Origin of the sequence: Roseovarius halotolerans, from assembly GCF_900172255.1 — a bacterium.
In the GTDB taxonomy this organism is placed as follows: Bacteria; Pseudomonadota; Alphaproteobacteria; order Rhodobacterales; family Rhodobacteraceae; genus Roseovarius; species Roseovarius halotolerans.
On record NZ_FWFU01000003.1, the window covers coordinates 315,841 to 333,556 of the forward strand.

Annotated in this window: 14 protein-coding genes; 4 read left to right on the forward strand and 10 right to left on the reverse strand. The window is 59.6% G+C overall.

What is annotated here, in order from left to right; translation table 11 throughout:
- Nucleotides 1–67: 67 nt before the first annotated feature.
- The gene (locus ROH8110_RS12670) at nucleotides 68–985 is read left to right on the forward strand and encodes a DMT family transporter (protein WP_121143696.1); all 918 of its coding nucleotides are present in this window, start codon (nucleotides 68–70) and stop codon (nucleotides 983–985) included.
- A 146-nt stretch (nucleotides 986–1,131) separates the two neighbouring features.
- Here the strand turns inward: ROH8110_RS12670 and ROH8110_RS12675 are convergent, their stop codons facing one another.
- From ROH8110_RS12675 to ROH8110_RS12720, 9 genes are all read right to left on the reverse strand, one after another.
- A complete protein-coding gene (locus ROH8110_RS12675; protein ID WP_085818112.1) occupies nucleotides 1,132–2,538 on the reverse strand; it encodes a UvrD-helicase domain-containing protein in 1,407 nt (468 codons plus the stop codon).
- A complete protein-coding gene (locus ROH8110_RS12680; RefSeq protein ID WP_245962849.1) occupies nucleotides 2,525–4,255 on the reverse strand; it encodes an ATP-dependent nuclease in 1,731 nt (576 codons plus the stop codon). Before ROH8110_RS12680 ends, ROH8110_RS12675 begins: the two co-directional genes overlap by 14 nt.
- Before the next feature lie 197 nt (nucleotides 4,256–4,452).
- Nucleotides 4,453–6,453, reverse strand: coding sequence for a type IV secretory system conjugative DNA transfer family protein (locus ROH8110_RS12685; protein ID WP_085818114.1), 2,001 nt, complete (start codon nucleotides 6,451–6,453; stop codon nucleotides 4,453–4,455).
- An 8-nt stretch (nucleotides 6,454–6,461) separates the two neighbouring features.
- Entirely contained in the window at nucleotides 6,462–8,795 is a 2,334-nt protein-coding gene (locus ROH8110_RS12690; protein ID WP_085818115.1) for a relaxase/mobilization nuclease domain-containing protein, read from the reverse strand.
- Nucleotides 8,782–9,375 carry a transposase gene (locus ROH8110_RS12695; protein ID WP_085818116.1) on the reverse strand — a complete coding sequence of 198 codons (594 nt, stop codon included), beginning with the start codon at nucleotides 9,373–9,375 and terminating at the stop codon, nucleotides 8,782–8,784. The genes ROH8110_RS12690 and ROH8110_RS12695 overlap by 14 nt, the downstream gene beginning before the upstream one ends.
- Before the next feature lie 564 nt (nucleotides 9,376–9,939).
- Complete coding sequence (locus tag ROH8110_RS12700; RefSeq protein WP_007120662.1) at nucleotides 9,940–10,146, reverse strand: hypothetical protein; 207 nt, start codon at nucleotides 10,144–10,146, stop codon at nucleotides 9,940–9,942.
- Nucleotides 10,147–10,684: 538 nt separating this feature from the next.
- Nucleotides 10,685–11,614 carry a DUF2493 domain-containing protein gene (locus ROH8110_RS12710; RefSeq protein ID WP_085818118.1) on the reverse strand — a complete coding sequence of 310 codons (930 nt, stop codon included), beginning with the start codon at nucleotides 11,612–11,614 and terminating at the stop codon, nucleotides 10,685–10,687.
- A gap of 593 nt (nucleotides 11,615–12,207) precedes the next feature.
- Nucleotides 12,208–12,693 carry a PIN domain-containing protein gene (locus ROH8110_RS12715; protein WP_085818119.1) on the reverse strand — a complete coding sequence of 162 codons (486 nt, stop codon included), beginning with the start codon at nucleotides 12,691–12,693 and terminating at the stop codon, nucleotides 12,208–12,210.
- A gap of 7 nt (nucleotides 12,694–12,700) precedes the next feature.
- A complete protein-coding gene (locus tag ROH8110_RS12720) occupies nucleotides 12,701–13,762 on the reverse strand; it encodes a helix-turn-helix domain-containing protein (RefSeq protein ID WP_085818120.1) in 1,062 nt (353 codons plus the stop codon).
- 285 nt (nucleotides 13,763–14,047) lie between these two features.
- On the opposite strand from ROH8110_RS12720, the gene ROH8110_RS12725 reads away from it, so the two are divergent.
- Genes ROH8110_RS12725 through ROH8110_RS12735 form a run of 3 tightly spaced genes read left to right on the forward strand, consistent with a single transcriptional unit; the run spans nucleotide 14,048 to nucleotide 16,712 of the window.
- Entirely contained in the window at nucleotides 14,048–15,034 is a 987-nt protein-coding gene (locus tag ROH8110_RS12725) for a CBASS cGAMP-activated phospholipase (protein ID WP_085818121.1), read from the forward strand.
- Nucleotides 15,031–16,230 carry a nucleotidyltransferase domain-containing protein gene (locus tag ROH8110_RS12730; RefSeq protein WP_085818122.1) on the forward strand — a complete coding sequence of 400 codons (1,200 nt, stop codon included), beginning with the start codon at nucleotides 15,031–15,033 and terminating at the stop codon, nucleotides 16,228–16,230. The genes ROH8110_RS12725 and ROH8110_RS12730 overlap by 4 nt, the downstream gene beginning before the upstream one ends.
- A gap of 5 nt (nucleotides 16,231–16,235) precedes the next feature.
- Nucleotides 16,236–16,712: a type II CBASS E2 protein gene (locus ROH8110_RS12735; RefSeq protein WP_085818123.1), complete on the forward strand. Its 477-nt coding sequence runs from the start codon at nucleotides 16,236–16,238 to the stop codon at nucleotides 16,710–16,712.
- Nucleotides 16,713–16,944: 232 nt separating this feature from the next.
- On the opposite strand, the gene ROH8110_RS12740 is transcribed toward ROH8110_RS12735, so the two are convergent.
- Complete coding sequence (locus tag ROH8110_RS12740; RefSeq protein ID WP_085818124.1) at nucleotides 16,945–17,673, reverse strand: DUF736 family protein; 729 nt, start codon at nucleotides 17,671–17,673, stop codon at nucleotides 16,945–16,947.
- Nucleotides 17,674–17,716: the final 43 nt, after the last annotated feature.

A 17,716-nucleotide genomic window follows, 5' to 3' on the forward strand; every position in this document is an offset into this window, starting at 1 on the left:
AAATGGGTGATCGGCACACTGGCCTGGAGGTTAATCTTAACGAAGTGACTTCTTTAATCGGCCGGACATGACATCGATCACCACAGCCCCTTCCACTGCGGATGCCCACAAGTACGGTGTGCTCTTCGTTTTTGCGGCGGGTGTGCTGTGGTCGACGGTCGGCCTCGGTATTCGCCTGATCGAAGACGCCGTCGTGTGGCAGATACTGCTCTACCGGTCGATCAGCCTGTCGCTGTTTCTCTACGTGCTCATCCGCGTGCGGTCTGGCGAAAGCCCATTTGTTCAGATCCGCCGCATCGGCGCCCCTGCCGTGATTGCAGGGCTTTCACTGGTCGCGGCTTATTCAGGCGGTATCTACGCGATCCAGAACACCTCGGTCGCAAATGCCATGCTTCTGTTTGCGACAGCACCGTTTATGGCTGCGGTGCTCGGATGGATTGTGCTGCGAGAACCTGTCCGCGCCGCAACCTGGATAGCGATTGCCGTCGCAATCGGCGGGATCGGGATCATGGTCGCCGACAAGTCCGGAAGCGTCGCGCTGAAAGGCAGCCTCGCCGCGCTTGGATCGGCATTCGGTTTTGCTGTCTTCACCGTGGCTTTGCGATGGGGACGCACAGGCGAAATGCTGCCCGCGGTTTTCCTGTCGGGCCTCTTCGCGATCGTAATCACTTCGGCCATTTGCTTGGGCCTCGGCCTCTCCTTCGTGTTGAGCCCCAGTGATGGCGGAATTGCGATGGGCATGGGCGTGTTCCAGGTCGGGGCAGGTCTGATCCTCTACACGTTGGGATCGCGTAGCCTACCCGCTGCAGAGCTTGCCCTGCTGTCCTTAGCCGAAGTCCTGCTCGGCCCACTCTGGGTCTGGATGTTTCTGGGAGAAACCGCGACTGCGAACACACTGATCGGAGGTGCGGTTCTGCTCGTGGCTATTGCTGGCAATGCGCTTTCGGGCAAGCGAATAAAACCACCGCCAATCACGGCTCCTTAGAACCGCAACCTACGGCCCATTCCCGACATTTGTCGATGTGACCGATACCGCGCCGCAGCGTCACCTGGACCAGTCATTTGTGCATCGCGCAGTAATTTCAAGAAGCGAACACAGACAGCGCGGACGAAGCGGAATTTACTGACTGGCTAAGTGGCTGGCAAATACTGAGATGTTGAGCATACGACAACTCTCTTCGCCCCTCGGGTGAGCGCAACATACAAGTTCTTGGCATTCATTTCATGTGTATCAACAATCACGACCTGATCGGCTTCCAGGCCCTTTACCAAAAGCGTGCTGCCGACAGATTTTTTTCCAAGGGCACGGCTATGGAAGCGCCGCTCCTCTCGAGCCTTGAGCACCATATCCGCAAAATCGTTTGCGCTTGCAGATGCGTGAAGTGCTTTCAGAAGGTTTCTAAACACTTCTTCTCTAAAGGCCGACACACCGGACTGATTGCTCAGAGCTGACAAGAGGGCCGCCGCCTTTTGAGGGGTCTTATCCGCGTCGAAACTCAGTGCCGCCATTTCTTGAGCTGTGGCTGGCTTTCGGTTCGTGCCTGCCTTGAGTGACGCAATTCTCGTTATCATTTCGGTCGCGCTTATTCCGCGAAGAACGCTTGCGGCTTCATTGAGCAATTCTGCGGTGGCGTTGGTTGAAGAAAAATCGAAACGCCGAGCAAAAGAAACTAGGTCTGTAAGGTCAGCGTTCTCTACGACTGACGCACCTTTTGTAAACTGAGCAATTTGTTGTTGCCTCTGACGATTGCGGCTGCTGCAAATAATCAGCGAACTCTCGATGCCCTTTGGCATACCATGTGTTGCTGCAAGAATCTTTCCAAAATCCTGGTCGCCCGCAACGGGAACCCATTCCAATTCTGATGGAGCCGTAGAGAGGTCAATTTGGCCACCGCTCAGAAGTGTTGGTCGCAAGTCCAGCAGCCACTGGCCCAATAATCCCGCCCCTGCGAGGTTCCAGCGCCACGGTGTAGATAACTCACTTACCAACGGAAAATCCTGAAGCACTTCAGTGTTCCAGTCTACCTGTGTGTCCCCGAAATCGAATATTCCTTGAAGGACATCGCCGAAAATGCAAGTCGGCAGCACTCTCGCAAGTTCACATACAATTCGGTGCTGGGCGCTCAGGCAATCCTGGTATTCATCGACTAGCAACCGAGAGTAGTTTGCTGCAAGAAGGTTGTCGATATGGCGTCCTTGTAGCAAACAGAGCGCAGCCTGCTTGATAGCTGGATAGTCAGTTTCTGGTCTGGACAGCTCCAAAATGGATGGGTCTGCGGCACTTCTCAATGGAAACATGCCGACCAGTCTCATAGCCCACCCGTCAATGGTTGCGAGACGATAGCTAGATCGAGGAACTGCACCCTTGTCCAGCCTCTGCCGAAGCGCCGCTACGGCCGCATTCGTATGAGTCAGAACGAGGATTGGTTTCTCAGTTTTACAGCGCTTTAAACTTTCTGAAATTAGGTGCGTTTTCCCGCATCCAGCGGGAGCCTGTATACATCCTCTTGATATCTGGAGAGGATCAGGTTCGGTCATTGTGACCCCAAGCCCAATTCATCAACGCTGTAGTAATGCCCGTCAGATCGGCATGTAGCGAGGAATAACTGGGAGCTAAAATGTTCTTTGCTATATGTTCATATGGCGCAATCCGCTTGAACCAACCGTCTCCACTGCGCGCTGCGAGGCCCAGTATGCCGGCGGTTGCAGGCTGAAGCGTATTTGTTTCCGCCCAACTCTTTGCTTGTGCTAGATTGAATTGGTTTTTTGATGCAGTACGGATCTGTGCGTCGACCTTATCACCGTTTGGCAAAGAAACGGCGTAGTCCAACAACGACGCAATGACCTGCCCGGTGGCGCACCGGAAAATCGCATCTTCTAGAGCACATTGGTTTGGCCACTTGAATACTGTGCCTCCACCAGAAACAAACGCCTCTTCATCATCGGCCCCGAGAGGAACGTCACTATCCATGAAAATTGATACATTGTACCCGAGGCGGAGAAGTTCATTCGCTGGAGAAAGCACCTTTTTCGCTCCACCTCCGTCAACCAGCACGGTTCCAAGCGCTTCCATTGAAACATTTCCAAGGCCGCAACTATACTGATCGAACCCTCTTATAAAGCCTATCTCAGACTTGCCTTCACAAATGATCACTCGTTTGGCCAGAAATGCCTCTGGGTTACTTCTCAGCAATCCCTGAGCACTATCAGAAGCAGAATGGGCAAGATGTTTTCCGGTGGTTTTGTCAAGACGCAGCAACGTCAACTGGGTGTGGTCTAACTCTCTCAAAACAACTGGCGAATGGGTCGTTGCGTAAACCTGTTGGGTAGCCGACGTGTCCTTCGCGCCCAGCGTGTTGAGCAAGCTTCGTATCCGATGCGGTTCCAGACCCGTTTCCAACTCATCAACCAAGGCGATGCTAGCGGATGTTGCGACCTTTCTTGCCAAGCCTGCAACCAGCAGGCGTTTTGATCCAGTACCCAAAGATGAAAGCGGAATGTTGTTCGCGTCATGCAGCGCAATCGCTCCAGTACCAAACTTGACTGAGTTTGCATCGAGTAACGCGTGTACCGACCCAGCCGTCGGTACGCCCAACTCATCAGCAGACTTCTTCACCACATCGAGGCTGTCCGTCAGTTCCTTGTTTGCTGTACTGCCAAAGTCTGCTCGGGCTTTTCGAGCGGCATCGGACAAACCTTCTGTCAGTGCCAGCTTTTCATCCGTCAATCTTTCAAACAGTGCACCACGTCGCCATGCGAGGTGCCAGTCAGGGTGATCTCCGAGTCGCAATGGGGAGCAGGTTTGGCGATCCTCCCACCGTAGATTTCGCTCGGCACCCTTAGCCTTCGCCCGCTTCGACAAAAGTGACCATTGTGGTTCTAGGTCTTTTTCAACCTTCAGTCGGAGCACCAAAATTGTTTCTAATCCGTGGCCAGGCTCATCTTCAAATTTTCCCGTAGAGGAGTTGTAGCCGCAAAAATAGTCGCCATAGGCATCAATTGAGAGAAGTGACGTTTCAAGCGCACCGAGTGCAACCAAGATCTTTATTGGCTCGCTGGTGTCCGTCTTATGAAAATCGTAATCAGAAAACTGTGCGGAGCGTCTCGCACCAAGACAGTAGTCAATTGCGTCCAACACAGTAGTCTTGCCGCTGTCACCGACCCCGATCAAACAATTCATGCCGTTGTTAGGCTTCCACGATAATTCTTTTATCGATCTGAAGTTTTGAACATTTAAGTAGACAATTTTCGGCAAAATACTGAGCTTCCTGAACCAGATTCCTCACAACCTACCGGAGAAGCCGAGGCAGCATAAGACCATACTTGAAATCATGTGCCGGCGGCTGTGCCAAGCGATTGGAAGTCCGTGCTGGTCTATCCCGTGCATAAAGTATGCTCATGCAGCGGATGACGGCTTCCCGCCCCGCCTAGCAGAAAATCATGCCCAACACGCTATCGAGCAAGCAGCTTTTCGACATCACCCTCCTGCAGCATCGCTTCCATATCGTCCAAGCCATCGACGGCAGAGCGCATCTGCGCCTCATCATCCACCCCCATTGTCTCGGCATCCGCAACCTGGCTGCCAAAATCCATCTCCATCTGTCGCTGTTCCTCAGAGATAACAGCTTGAACGACGGGCGCGGTCTTCTTTGGGGCGACCTCGGTTTGCCCTGACGATTGGCCATCAGCAGCCTGGCGTGCGGCCTCAACGTCGGCCTCGGATCCGCCTGGCCCGTCCAGTGGCGGTGTCATCGGCATGGCCCGCATACTCAACGGCAGCGTGCCTTGCGATCCCCCTCCCCCCGGTTCCGGAAACGGCAACTCCCCCGTCTGCGCTGCATGGATGGCCTTAAACAGCCGGTCGTCAAAATACTGGATCCGCTTTGCCCGGACCGGCATCTGGGCATCGATGACCATGACGATTTCGTCGAGCGGTAGGCGGCGCGCCTCATCCTCGGGCAGGAGAGAGCTTTCTTCGGTCCGGGTCGACTGGCTGCGCCCTTCAAAGGGGTTCTTGCCGATGGACTGGGATCGCGTGATGACGGTCTTCGTGGTCTTGCCGACCGCCTTGCTCAGTTCCTCGACGGTTTTTTCATCCGAAGGCGTTAGGTAGAGCTTCACGCCCGCGTTGCCCTGTAGCGCGCGGCGGGTGTTCTCACCGTAGATTTCATCGAGGGCGGGGATGGTTTGCGTGACAACGGCCAGGTGACCGCGATAGGTGCGCAGGGTCTCGATACTCTCGACCACGATGGGCATCTTGCCGAGACGATTGAACTCGTCGAGCATGATCATCACTGGCCACGGCTCGTCTGGCCCGGGATCCTTTTCCTGCATGGCCGACAGAAGATCGGAGAAGAAGAGGCGGATCAGCGGCGCGAGGGGTTTCACCATGAGAGGCTGGACGACGAGATAGACCGAAAAGGGCTTCTTGCGGATGGTCCGGAAATCAAAATCCGACACCGCCGTCGCCTCGTCGATGGCCGGGTTCTGCCACTGGTCCAGCCCAGAGGTCATCAGAAGCGAGACGTAGGAGGTCAGCGTGTCATTATTGGTCGAGGCCAGCCGAGTGAAGATCAACTTGGCAGCCCTGTTGTCCACCTCGTGGCCGCGCGCGAAATATTCCTTCTGCTTGTTCCCGCCCGAGGCTGCGATGCGGTAAATCTCGCCTAAGGTGGGACGCTTGCGCTGGAAGGCGAGCAATCCGGCCGCCACGAAGAGATCGATCCCCCCTTTCAGAAGCCCCTGCACCCTGTCGTTGTCGCTTTGCAGGAAGAGCGTCGCCAGGAGCTGCAGTTCCATCTGCTGGCGCGCGGGGTCTTTCAGCTCAAAGATGCGCAGGAGCGGGTTGTAGCGATGCGTGCGCTTGCCCTCCCAATCGGTTGGGGCAAAACGATAGACCTTGTCGCCCTGGGCCGCGCGGTGCCGGGCCGTGGCCTCAAAACACTCGCCCTTCACATCGAGGGTGACGGCGGAGCCCTGCCAGGTCAGCAGGTTCGGAATGACGAAGCCCGTGGTCTTGCCGCGGCCCGTGGGCGCCACGATCAGCGCATGAGGGAAGACTTTCGAGCAGATGTGTTTCGCGCGAGATTTTGGAGTACCGAGCTTGCCGAGGATGAACCCGGTTCCCGGTGCCCCGAAAAACCCATTGGTCTTCATCTCGCGCGCGCTCTGCCAATGGGTCTGGCCAAAGCGTGTGAGCGCGGCCCCCGACAGGGCGAGGCTCAGCATCATGCCGGCGGCGGCAAAGCTGCCGATGATCAGGTGGATACGCTGGGCATCTTCGGGGCGGCGATCGCGGATCGCCATGTAGTTCTGCGCGATATAGGCAAAGTCGATCTCGGCCCCGAAGCCAAGGTCCTGGTAGGTCAGCACCGCCGAGGCGATGGTATAGCCCATGGCGGCGGTCACCAGCGTGACAAGAAGCACACCGGTCGCGATCCGCGCTTTTCCCATGGCGGTGCTCAATGGACCTGGCCCCGCTCGGTCTCGCCATCCACGTCTGTCGCGCGGTGTTTTTCATACTCGGCGTCGGCAAGTTCGTCGACCACCTGGCGCAAGGCCTCGGTGTTGGCCGTCGCCGCATCGGATTGCAGGTAGACCTTGGCGACATAGAGCCGGTCGAGACGGTCCTCGAGAACCTTGTCCAGCGCATCGGCATCGCCGGATGTGAGGCGGCCCAATTGGCGGTCATCCAGCACCCGCGCGATCTCGCCCCGGAAGGCGTCCCGCTCCGCCTCGGTCTCGAAGGGCGCGGACAACTCCCCCGCCCGCTCATGCTCCAGAACACGCGCAATCTCGTCTGCAAGGCGGTCGGCACGGTCAGACTGCGGCGCAGTTTCACCGCGGGCTGCGAGGAGAGCGTCGCGCGCTCCAGACCCCAGCCCCTCGCGCATCTCGGTTTCACGGCGGACCTGATTGATGACCTCCGTGTCGCGTATCCGGGCGACGGCCGCGTAGGTCGCGCCGAGCCCGCGGGCGAGGTGGGACGGCATGTCCGGATAGCGCGCGCGTAAGTCATCCGTGACTGCATCTGCAACGGGCGTGCGGAGGTCGCGTCCCTCCATGATGCGGTCGACCTCGCGGGTGATCGCACTGGCGCGGGCTACATCGGTGATGGTCTCCCGGTAGGGCTCAGACCGGTCGATCACATCGCCAGGGCGTGCGAGCAGCTCCGCATGTGCCTCGAGATACGCGCGCTGCTCCGCCTCGATCCGGCGCTCTGCCCTTGAGACCACCTCCCAATCCCGGTCCTCGATCTGCTGCGCTGTCAGGCCGTCGGCGCGCATCTCCTGACGGATTGTCCCTTCCATCGCCCGGACCGCGTCCCGGTGATAATGGAACCGCTCGCTGACCGGTTCCGCTTCCATGACGCCATCCCGGCGCAGCACGTTCTCGCGCTCCAACAGCGTGCCAAGTTCCACATGCACGTCATTGAGAATGTCGCGCGCCTGTTCCAGATCGGCGCGGCGTTCGAGGTTCAGATCGCGCGCCTCGGCCACCTTGGAGAGATCATCGGCGATCCATTGATGTTCGAGCGCGGCACTCGAGGCCCTGGTTTCGATCCGGGCCACCACTTCCGATGTGCTGATCCCGGTGCCGCGCAGGGCCGCGTCAATGCGCGCTCTCAGGTCGGGCTCGGCCAAACGCTCAAGCTGGTTGGTGTCGATGTTCGCCTCGGAATAGATCCCACCATCCGAGGGTGTCTCTGACAGCGTGGATGATCGCAAACCGAGAGGCTGCATGTGCTGGACCTGCGCCTGAATTTCGATGAGGCGTTTTTCCAGCACTGGACGTTCCGCATCGGGCTTCTCGGCAATCATGCCCTGCACCCGCGCGAGCTTCTCCGCATAGAGGCTTCTCAGATCCTCGAAGCTTTGATCCTCGGCCATATACACATCTCCTGTTCGATCCACCTGCCCGCCGCGCGCCAGCACCTCGCCCGCGCGGAAGAGCGCCGCCGCAATATCCTCGCGGGCTTCGCGCGAAGCCTCCGCGGCAAGCGAGTGGTAGACGGTTCTGGTATTGGCGATCTCCGCCAGCGTCCGCGTCAGGTCGGCCCCCACGCGTTCGCGCTCGCGGGGCGCGCGCCCCTCTTCCTTCGCCGCATAGACCTCGCGGGTCCGGGCGGGGTAATGCACGACACCGCGATCGACCCGGCGCGTGGCTTCCAGGCGCACGCCGTATTTCTCCGCCTCCACGACCATGGCGAGGCGGAAGTCGTCATAGTTGAAGCGGTGGTTGCGCCCCAGAAAGAAGAACTCGCCTTCCTGCGAGCGACGGTTCAACACCAGATGCGCATGGGGGTGATCGCGGTCCTCATGAACCGCGATGATGTAGTCGAAATGCCCCGCGTCACTCTGGAAGAACCGCTCGGCCACATCCGTCGCGATGTCACGCACATCCTCACCGCGCGTGCCGATGGGGAAAGACATGAGCATGTGGGTGGTCTGCCCGAGCTTGGGCTTAAAGCCCGCATCCCACCGCTTGGCAAAGCGCTCGGTGAGGTCCTTGATGTCCTTCGCTTCGAGCTTCGTCTTGCCATCGAGGAACCCGCTACTGTCCACGATATGGGTGGACTTGGTGGTGAGGTAATCGAGCTGGTTCATCAGCTGCGATTTGGTATGCGTGCCCCCGCCCCGGATCGCCTTGAAGACGGCTGGCCGATGCCCTGCCGCCGCGCGCACAAGCTGGCTCTGCTTGGCGACATGCAGCCCCTGCATCGAGCCCCGGATCCGGCTCCAGCCATCCCGGAAGACCTCGCCGGTGACGGCATCGACGGCATCATTCAGCCGCATGGGCAAACTCCCTCAGCGCGGCCGTAGCCTCGAGCTGCATCGCGTCCCGACGGCGCCGCAGGAGCAGGTCGATTTCGTCAGCGGAATCGAGGATGAACCGCGCCAGCCCGCGCATTTGCGCGAGGCGCAATTCGGAGAACTCGGCACGCGTGCCGCCATCAGCCCCCTGCCCCATCCGGTTGACCTTGGTCATCTGCTTGGCGATCTGCGCAACCCCATTGCCGACCTCATGGAGCGAGGCCCTGTAGCGCGCCATCTCGGCCGCCATCTGCGCGTCCGGAACGAACACCCCGCCGGCCGCTTGAATGAGCCGCCGCAGCCCCTCGGCACGGCTCTCGATCCCGGCCTTCGCCAACACCTCGTCGAGCGCCTCAAGCTCCGCAGCCGTGACCTTCACACTGACCGCCGAGACCGGGATCGCGGCATCCATCTGACGCTCGGCATCGGCTTTCAGAACGTAGCGCACGGCCCGCGATGTGACCTCGAAACGCTCAGCCAGCTCAGACGTCGACACACCCTCCGCGGCCTCGCGGACGATCTGCATCTTCTCGATCTCTGTCAGGCGTTTTGTTCGGGACATGCGGAAGAAAGACCCCCTATTTCCTGCCACCTTCCACCAAGGCTGACCCCACCTTACGATAATATACTACACTGTCAATTATATACTTACGTAGCATTCAGGCTCAGGCAGCCTTGGTGTCCGCTTCGCGCCGCGGCCCGCAGGGACGCGGCTCTGCCACCCTCACCATCGGGAGACCCACCTGTCCAATGGGTCCCCTTCCCCAGCACCGCCCGAGGGTCTGGCCGAACACGCACGTGTTCGGACGGAACCGCGGGCGGGCGCAAACCCCACCGACAGGGCGGACAGGCAGGGTCAAGGAGGGCCAGATTTGGCTCCGCCAAATCTCTGCCGCAAAAACCGGGAGGCCCTGGCCTGCCTGTTTTTGTGGATGGCCCCCTTGAGGCTGACTGGCCGGTCTGTCGCGGCCGGATCATTCCGAGCGGCGATCGTCCGTTGCGCGCGCAGCGACCGGCACCAAGAGGAGGTCACCTCGGGCGAACTGACCGCCGGACACGGCATCCCTGGAACAGGGATCGGGCCGCCCCAAGATCGTCCTGGGGCGGCCCATCCTCGCCAGAGGATTTAGTCCTGGGGATCTTTCGCGCTCGGCGGGAACATCACCAGCTCCGAGACCGCGACCGGGAAATCGAGCTTGAGGCTGAAGAACTCCGAGCCATCCCCGTTGCGGGTGTTGCGGAACATGGCGCCCACGCGTTGAAAGCGGGTGCGCTCCTGGCCATCGGTATCGGTGAACTTGACGGGGACGGTGGCGACGTAGTGGTTGGTCATTTGGGTCTCTCCTTGTTGCGATGGGGATCACCCGGCACGGGGGCAAGAGGGCCGGTCGCAAGCGCAAATGCGGAGGGTCCGCGGCTAGCCGTGGAAGCCGTATTTGTGCTTGCCGAAGCGTGAGCTGAGGGCACGATTGGGCCGACCCCGTGCGATCCACATCTATGAGCAAAAAGGAGAGACCCGGATGACCCTTGCTATCACGCAGCCGCCACCATCCGCGTCCGCGTCCCACCGAGCCTGGCCGGGGTGCTGACGGAGCCCGCCCGCGTGGATGCGATGTTCCGAAACACGCCCCGAGGGACGTGCAGGTCTTCAGCCTCATGTGCGACGTCTCGACCCCTCGCGTCTTGCGCTACTGACGATGTGCGTGATGGGCTCACCATCCCCATCCTGTACCGATGCGGATGGGCCGCACTCTGACGGACTGGGTAGAGGGATAACGGTGCTGGACGCCGCAGACTGCCGATCGCGCATGACCGATCGCACGCGCCATGAGACATGACGAAAGGGCCGCGCCAAGCGCGACCCGCTCTCTTCAATCCTGCGCGGTTTTCTTCGCCGGGTCCGCAACCCGCATGACTGTCAGGCCTTTGGCTTCCGCCTTCTGCCCGAGGTTCAGCGCGACCCCGTTGCCGCCGAAGAGTACAACCCCCGTCGCCGCGAACTTGTCGTCCAGCATTTCGTCGTTGCACTTGAACGGTGCCGCCCGGCCATGCGCGGACCAGCGCGGATCGAAGCGCGCCTGTGCTATCCCGCGTGCCCGGGCCCACCGAGCCGCAATCATCTCCGCCCCGTGCTTGCCACCCTTATGGCAGAGGAAGATCTCCTGATTGCGGTTCTGCTTGATCCGTTCGCGAACCTTGTCGAGCGTGTTGAAGATCACATCGACATCGGTCCAGTCGGTGGCGCCTGAGACGATCAGGGGCACCCCCGCGACTTTCGACTTCTCGGCGGTTTCACGGTCGTGCTGCTCCAGCAGCTGCCGCGCCTCGAAAACGGCACCCGTCTCCTGCGCCCGGACGCTTGCGCGCGACCCGGCTGCCGGGATGAAGGCGTGGCCCGTCTCGACCTCGTAGCATTCCGCCGCCGCCTCGCTCATCACCTCGATTGCGCCGACAATCTCGCGCAGCTGCAGAAAACGGGCCTGCGCCTCTTCGAGCGCGGTCTCGGCGATCTCCGATCCGTCGTGGGATTTTGCCAGCGCGCCGATCTTGTCGGCGGTGCGGTCGACCTCCTTGCCGAGCGCCACCTTGCGGCGCTGCAGGATCGTCGCGAGCCCATGGGCCAGCGGTTCGATTTCGGCTTCAAGCCCGGTCCCGCGCAGCTGACCGAGCAATGCCTCAAAGCTCTCGCGGATGATGTGGTCTGTCAGGATGTGATCCTCGGGGATCGGCAGCTGCGCGTCCTTCTCGGTCATCCCGAAAAGTTCGATCGTCTCGTAGGTGTTTGCGGTGTCGTAAGCCATGTTTGGTCTCCAGTGTTCGGTTCCAAGGCCACCACGTGAGTGTGGGGGCATGGCCGAATGCCTGGTTTCCGAATCTGCCCGGGTCAGGGACGGCGCAGCCGCCGGCTTGCCGGGCGCAAAAGTTTTCTGCGCGCGGCACCCGACACATGCGCGCGCTCACGCACGGGACCGGCCCACGCTACATGCCCCGCCCTCGCCGAAAAGTTTTGCGATCCTTGACGCGGGCTGATTTGGGGGCCATCCGGAGGATATGCTTCCACGCTCATGTGTGTGTGTTTTGACGGTAGGTTTGCCCGACCCGAGCAGGCAAACGGCGCGACCGGACGCGGGAGACGGATGAAGCGGCGGGATCGTTTTGCCCCGCAAAACAGACCAAAGCGCAATCCGGCGGAGCGGCCGAGGAGGGGCGTGCTCGCGAGGCGGGCAAACCGGGGGCCTGGGTGCAACGCCGCGGTGAGGCCGCATGGCCGAATGCGCGACGGACCGAAGGGCCGTTCTCCACTGCGACACGCGAAGCCGAGCTGGGGAGGCCGCAAGGCTAAAGCGAAGAAGAGCTTCGCAACAATTTCCTTCCAGCAAGCCGAATAAACAAGCTAGTATCTCGCAAGGCGCCTATTGATTTCCCTAATGGGAAGTCTGCATCTCGGGTGATCACGAACCGCCTCGAGGCCCGACTTGAGGAGGACGGTCGAACAAACCTCGTGACGTTCCATCTCATCGAAGACCCACAGGACGCCGTGCATCGCGATTTCTTGGCGCTCTGCCTCAACCCTGAGCGCTCCATCGCCGGTAAGGAGAACCCAGCCCCTCTCAGCCGCGAGGCAAAATGCAAAGACATCTGGCGTCGATAGCATAGCTTTCGCCCGCTTCAGCTCAGTCGCGCGTGTGGTTTCTTCTGGCGTAAGCTCCTCCACTCTCAGTCCCAGATCGATCAGATCAGGGCCCATCCACTCAAGGAGTTCCGCTTCATAAAGAATATCTGGAACAACGAAATCATAGGGGAGGTCAAAGAGCCTCGCGGTCAGCGAGGCTCTCTCGATGTCGATCAGGACAGAAGTATCAGAAACAAGAACTTGCACACAGCGACTATGCCATGTGGTCCAAACGTTCTTCCAGTTCTTTTACTCGTATTTCGAGAAGCTCAGCTGCGCGAGACAACCCAATCAACCCCTCGGAGAGGGCACGAAAACACAACCTTTGAAAACGGTCCGGTTCTTCTCGTTCCCAAGGAATGGAATTCGGCTCCTCGAACGGCTCATCCCGCCAACCTCGTTGCTTATAGACCTTAAAGAGGCGCGCAAATGTTGCCTGGTTGATGATCTCCAAATCCTTGCATCGATACGTCAGCGCCTGAATGCTAACGCCAAAACGATCCTTCAGACTAATGAGCTCACCAATGCTTATGTCAGTTCTGCGGGCACCAATCTCCTGCCGAAGCACTTCTGCCGGAACGAGGAATGCGCCAGCAAATCGATTTGCGGCGCGTTCTGAATCGCACCCTTCGGCGACCCTAAGAACCATGTGGCCCAGTTCGTGAGCCAAACTGAAGCGCTTCCGCTCAGACCAGGTCTTCTTCTTGATCATGATAACACGTGCGGAGTGATGCTCTTTTCGACGGACTTTGGCCGCAAGGCCATCAATCCGATCAACGTCCAGAGACAACACCTTTATCCCGTGCTCCTCGAGGAGTTCGGCAAGCATTGGAATCGGGTCATGACCAAGCTGCCAAGATGCACGCATGTTGCGAGCCGCGTCCTCGGCATCACGAACATCGGTCACCCAGTAGGGCGCTTCATGCGGGGCATCCCATTCCTGACTCGAAAGATTCAGCAAGCTTTCGACAGCCAGGTACTTTTCAACCATATTGAGCGTCTTGGCTTCGATCGTCGCGATCTCCTTGGCTGACGAACTGGCTGACTTGCGAAACTCAACGCCCTCCAACTCAAGCTCGTCATCGCTCAGCAGGAAATCAACAGAGACCTCGAGTGCTCGGGCAAGACTCAGCAGCACGCCCGATCCGGGCATGTCTTCATTGCGCTCGTACTTGCCTATGGCTTGAGCGGACACCTTGTTCTCCATGGCATCGGAAAGCGCACGGAGCGAAAGGCCAGATGCCGCCCGGGCTCCTTTGAGTCTATTGCCAATCATAACGTCCTCCCAGTGGGTGGTTTACATTTCACCCATATGATTGATATTTTGTAAACTGCAACGCTTGAAAGCGCGGCTTTTTGTCCCTATTTTGTAACACGAGGCCAAAAGGAAGGCAAATTTGTAAACCGCCCAATCGCCCCAAGAGGCGTTAGACAGGCAACGAAGCGAGGAAGCAGCCATGAACATACCGTTTACGGGCGAGCTGACACCAAGGTTTCAGAGCATCGTAGGACTGCCTGATAATGGGCTGGTTGATCCAGTCTTAGAAAAGCTAGGTGCATCATGAGACGCATCCTAAGCATCGATGGTGGCGGCATCAAAGGCACCCAACCCGCGGCTTTCCTGGCGGGTTTGGAAGAAGATCTTGATGAGCCGATTGGCCGCTACTTCGACCTGATTGCGGGAACGTCAACCGGGGGTATTCTCGCGATCGGCCTTGCCCTCGGCATCCCGGCCAAAACCCTCCTCGAACTCTACGAAAATCGCGGGCCGACGATTTTCGGGCAAGCGGGGGACAACAGCTGGTTCGGGCGAAAGGCTCGGGACGCGCGTGCCGCCTTGCGTCACCTGGTCAAGCCGAAGCACGATGCATCGACGCTTCGGGACGAACTCCATGCCGTCCTTGGCGACAAGCTCATCGGCGAAGCTGAGACCCGGTTGCTGATCCCGGCCTGGGATGCCGACCAGCGCAGCGTCTACATCTACAAGACGTCGCATCATCCGCGGCTCACTAAGGATTACCGGAAGCCGGCCCTCGACGCCGCGATGGCGACGTCGGCCGCTCCAACCTATTTCGCGCGTCACAAGACGGTGGATGATGTCGGGCTTCTCGATGGTGGCACCTGGTGCAACAATCCGGTGGGCGTCGCGACCGTCGAAGCGATCTCGATGCTCGGCTGGTCTCCGCAGGAATTGCACATCCTGAGCCTCGGCTGTGTCGACGAGGTCTACATGCTGCCTGAATCCCCTGGCAAGGCCGGTCTCGGGTTGAAGGCCCTCAGTCTTCTCATGGACGGGCAATCCCGTGGAGCGCTCGGCATTGCCCGTCATCTGACAGGCGATCCGCACGACCGGACGGCTGTTCACCGGTATTCGCCGAGCGTGCCGGAGGGTTTCTTTTCCCTCGACGACACCACCAAGATCCAGAGGCTCAAGGGGCTTGGCGCCTCGAGTGCCCGGCATGCGAGCCCCACACTGACCCCCATCTTCTTCCAGCAACCTGCCGAGCCGTTCGTGCCCGTGCATCAACTCGAACGGAACGCCGCATGAACCAGATCTTCTCGCACCCCCTCACCGATACCGCCATTCAGCGGCGGGCGCAGGTCTTCACGATCCTTGAAGAAATCTGCCAGGAGCTGGAATGGACCCAGACCCAGTTCGAGAAGGCGCGTACCAGTTACGAAGCCGTCGCAGACTGGTTGGCCGGATCGAGCGACCCGATGCTTGCTTCCCTCCATGTCTACCTGCACGGCTCCGGCGCACTCGGCACCTCGATCAAACCGATCGGGCGCGACGAGTTCGATGTCGACCTGATCAGCTTCATCCTCGGCCTCGGCCCGGAAATCGCACCGGCACGCCTGAAGGCCGCGATCGGCAAGCGCCTGCGCGAGCACGCCTACTATGCCTCTATCCTGGAAGAAAAGAAGCGCTGCTGGCGCCTGAACTACGCCGGCGATTTTCACCTCGACATCTCCCCGACCATTGCCAACCCGAACTGCATGAACGGCGGTGAGCTGGTACCCGATCGCAAGCTTCGGGATTGGCACGCGACGAATCCTCGGGCCTATCGGACCCTTTTCGACGAAAGGGCGGCCCTAGTCCCGCAGATGACGCAGTCGATCATCGCGGCGCAGCGCGATGCGGCGACGACCGAGCCTTTCCCGGTACGTCAGTCCGTCAAGGGCATTCTGCGGCGGACCGTGCAACTCCTAAAGCGTCACCGGGATCTGGAATTCCTGCATGTTCAGGAGGAGATCGCACCGATCTCGATCATCATCACGACCTTGGCCATGCGATCCTATGAGATGTGCGTCAGGCGCCACGTTTTCGCAGACGAACTCCAGGTGTTGATCGACACGATCCGCCTGATGCCGGTCTTCATCGAGCGGCCCCTAGTCAATGGCCGTCAGATCTACGCGGTCTGGAACGAGACCACCGAAGGTGAAAATTTTGCCGAGCGTTGGAATGAAGAACCCGCGCGGGTCGAAGCCTTCTACAAGTGGCACAGCAAGGCGCTTGCGAATTTCGAATCCCTGCGTGACCTCGTTGGCCTCGACGCGATTGTAGGCTCCATGAAGGACAGCCTGGGTGACAAACTTGTTGCCCGGACCATGAACCGGCGGATGGATGCGCTGAACGAGGGGCGAAAGACGGGGGCACTCGTGCTTGGTGCGGGTGTTGGCCTGACCACCCAAAAATCGGCCGCGTCGACGCCCGTTCCCAAGAACGAGTTTTTCGGGGACTAAGCGCGATGGCGGGATCGACCACAAGAAACCGGCTGACACTGCCCCAGCAGTACCTGTTCCTGCAGAAGTCCAAGACAGTAGCCGGCGAGGGGGTGCTCGGTCCGCGCCGGTTGGAATGGCATTTTCACGCACAACCTACGCCGCTTTCTCGGACGTATCAGGTCACCCTTGTCCTGGAGAGGGACGGAACGCCGGACGTTCGGGTTGTAGATCCTGACTTGAGGTTGCTCGCCGGTGAACGCGACCTGCCACATATCTACCATGACCCTGATCGGCTCTGTCTCTATCTGCCCGGAACCGGACAATGGGACGCCAGCAAGCGTCTGGACCTCACCATTATCCCCTGGACCCACCTCTGGCTGATCTATTTCGAGGAATGGCTTGCATCGGACGAATGGAAGGGCGGAGGGAAGCACCCTGGAGAGGATGACCCAAACGAGAGCAACCGTGCGTTGAGGCGCAGCCTTCAACGACAACGCTAAAATCCGCTGTTAATCTCATTGTATGATGTGAACCGAGTTGGAACCGAGTGACTGTGGCGGATGGTTGTTTTAGACGTGAGGCAACGGCGGCGCATAATCCTGAGAACCACAGTAGGGCGGTTCGGCACTCAACAAACTCAAGTGCGTATCTACACCCTATCAGCACAGAAAAAGGGGAACCGTGATCCCACGGCTCCCCTTTCGGTTCAGATCGTCTCACCTCGCGCGCTGATCAGGCAACCAGCGACAGCCCCGCGCCCGCGTCTTGCGCTTGATCACCGCTGTCGATGAACGGAATGATCGAGAAAGTCTGGCCACCGCGCTGTTCTTCGTTCTGGACGGCGTTGACACGCAGGTCGCCATCAGGCGTGTTGATCAGCAGCGACAGGTAGTCATTGCCCGTGCGGCTGCTCTTGGCCATCCAGGCCGAGCCGACGCGGATCGGCGTGCCCCGGGGCGAGCTGACTTCGATGCGGTAATCGGGGTGGGTCTCCTCGGTCTTGTAGCTGTTCTCGATCAGCATGAACTCCAGATCGAACATCATGTTGGCGATGTAGCCGGTGAAGGCGTTGTCGGCGTCCATGGCGGTGAGCTCGCCCGAGATCGAGCCGGATTTCATCAGGCCGTTCGAGACCAGCGGGATGATCTCGAATTCGCCGCTCTTGGCCGCGCGCGCCTCTTTCGTCTGCACCGCGTTGACCCGGAAGGGACCAAGGCCGACATCGATCTGCATGGAGATGTAGGGGTTGCCGCTGGTCGTGCCGGTTTCGTTCCAGGCCGTGCCGATGCGGACCTTGCGGCCCGACTTGTTGATCGCCGTCACGTCGTAATCCGGGCTGCGTTCGGACATCTTGGCCCGTGCCTCGAGCTGGATGGCGATGTCAAAGCGTGACGAGTGGATCATGCCGGTGTATTCAGCGGCGGCGGTCTCGACATTGCGGGTGAGGGTTCCTGCGAACATGGGATAGTTCCTTCTTGGATTGGCCGGTGCCTGACGTTCTTGC

Coding starts and splice junctions, on each gene's coding strand:
- ROH8110_RS12735 (WP_085818123.1), top strand. CDS start 16,236: ATGGCGGGATCGACCACAAGAAACCGGCTGACACTGCCCCAGCAGTAC.
- ROH8110_RS12695 (WP_085818116.1), bottom strand. CDS start 9,375: ATGTCCCGAACAAAACGCCTGACAGAGATCGAGAAGATGCAGATCGTC.
- ROH8110_RS12730 (WP_085818122.1), top strand. CDS start 15,031: ATGAACCAGATCTTCTCGCACCCCCTCACCGATACCGCCATTCAGCGG.
- ROH8110_RS12740 (WP_085818124.1), bottom strand. CDS start 17,673: ATGTTCGCAGGAACCCTCACCCGCAATGTCGAGACCGCCGCCGCTGAA.
- ROH8110_RS12670 (WP_121143696.1), top strand. CDS start 68: ATGACATCGATCACCACAGCCCCTTCCACTGCGGATGCCCACAAGTAC.
- ROH8110_RS12685 (WP_085818114.1), bottom strand. CDS start 6,453: ATGGGAAAAGCGCGGATCGCGACCGGTGTGCTTCTTGTCACGCTGGTG.
- ROH8110_RS12720 (WP_085818120.1), bottom strand. CDS start 13,762: ATGATTGGCAATAGACTCAAAGGAGCCCGGGCGGCATCTGGCCTTTCG.
- ROH8110_RS12690 (WP_085818115.1), bottom strand. CDS start 8,795: ATGCGGCTGAATGATGCCGTCGATGCCGTCACCGGCGAGGTCTTCCGG.
- ROH8110_RS12700 (WP_007120662.1), bottom strand. CDS start 10,146: ATGACCAACCACTACGTCGCCACCGTCCCCGTCAAGTTCACCGATACC.
- ROH8110_RS12725 (WP_085818121.1), top strand. CDS start 14,048: ATGAGACGCATCCTAAGCATCGATGGTGGCGGCATCAAAGGCACCCAA.
- ROH8110_RS12710 (WP_085818118.1), bottom strand. CDS start 11,614: ATGGCTTACGACACCGCAAACACCTACGAGACGATCGAACTTTTCGGG.
- ROH8110_RS12675 (WP_085818112.1), bottom strand. CDS start 2,538: ATGACCGAACCTGATCCTCTCCAGATATCAAGAGGATGTATACAGGCT.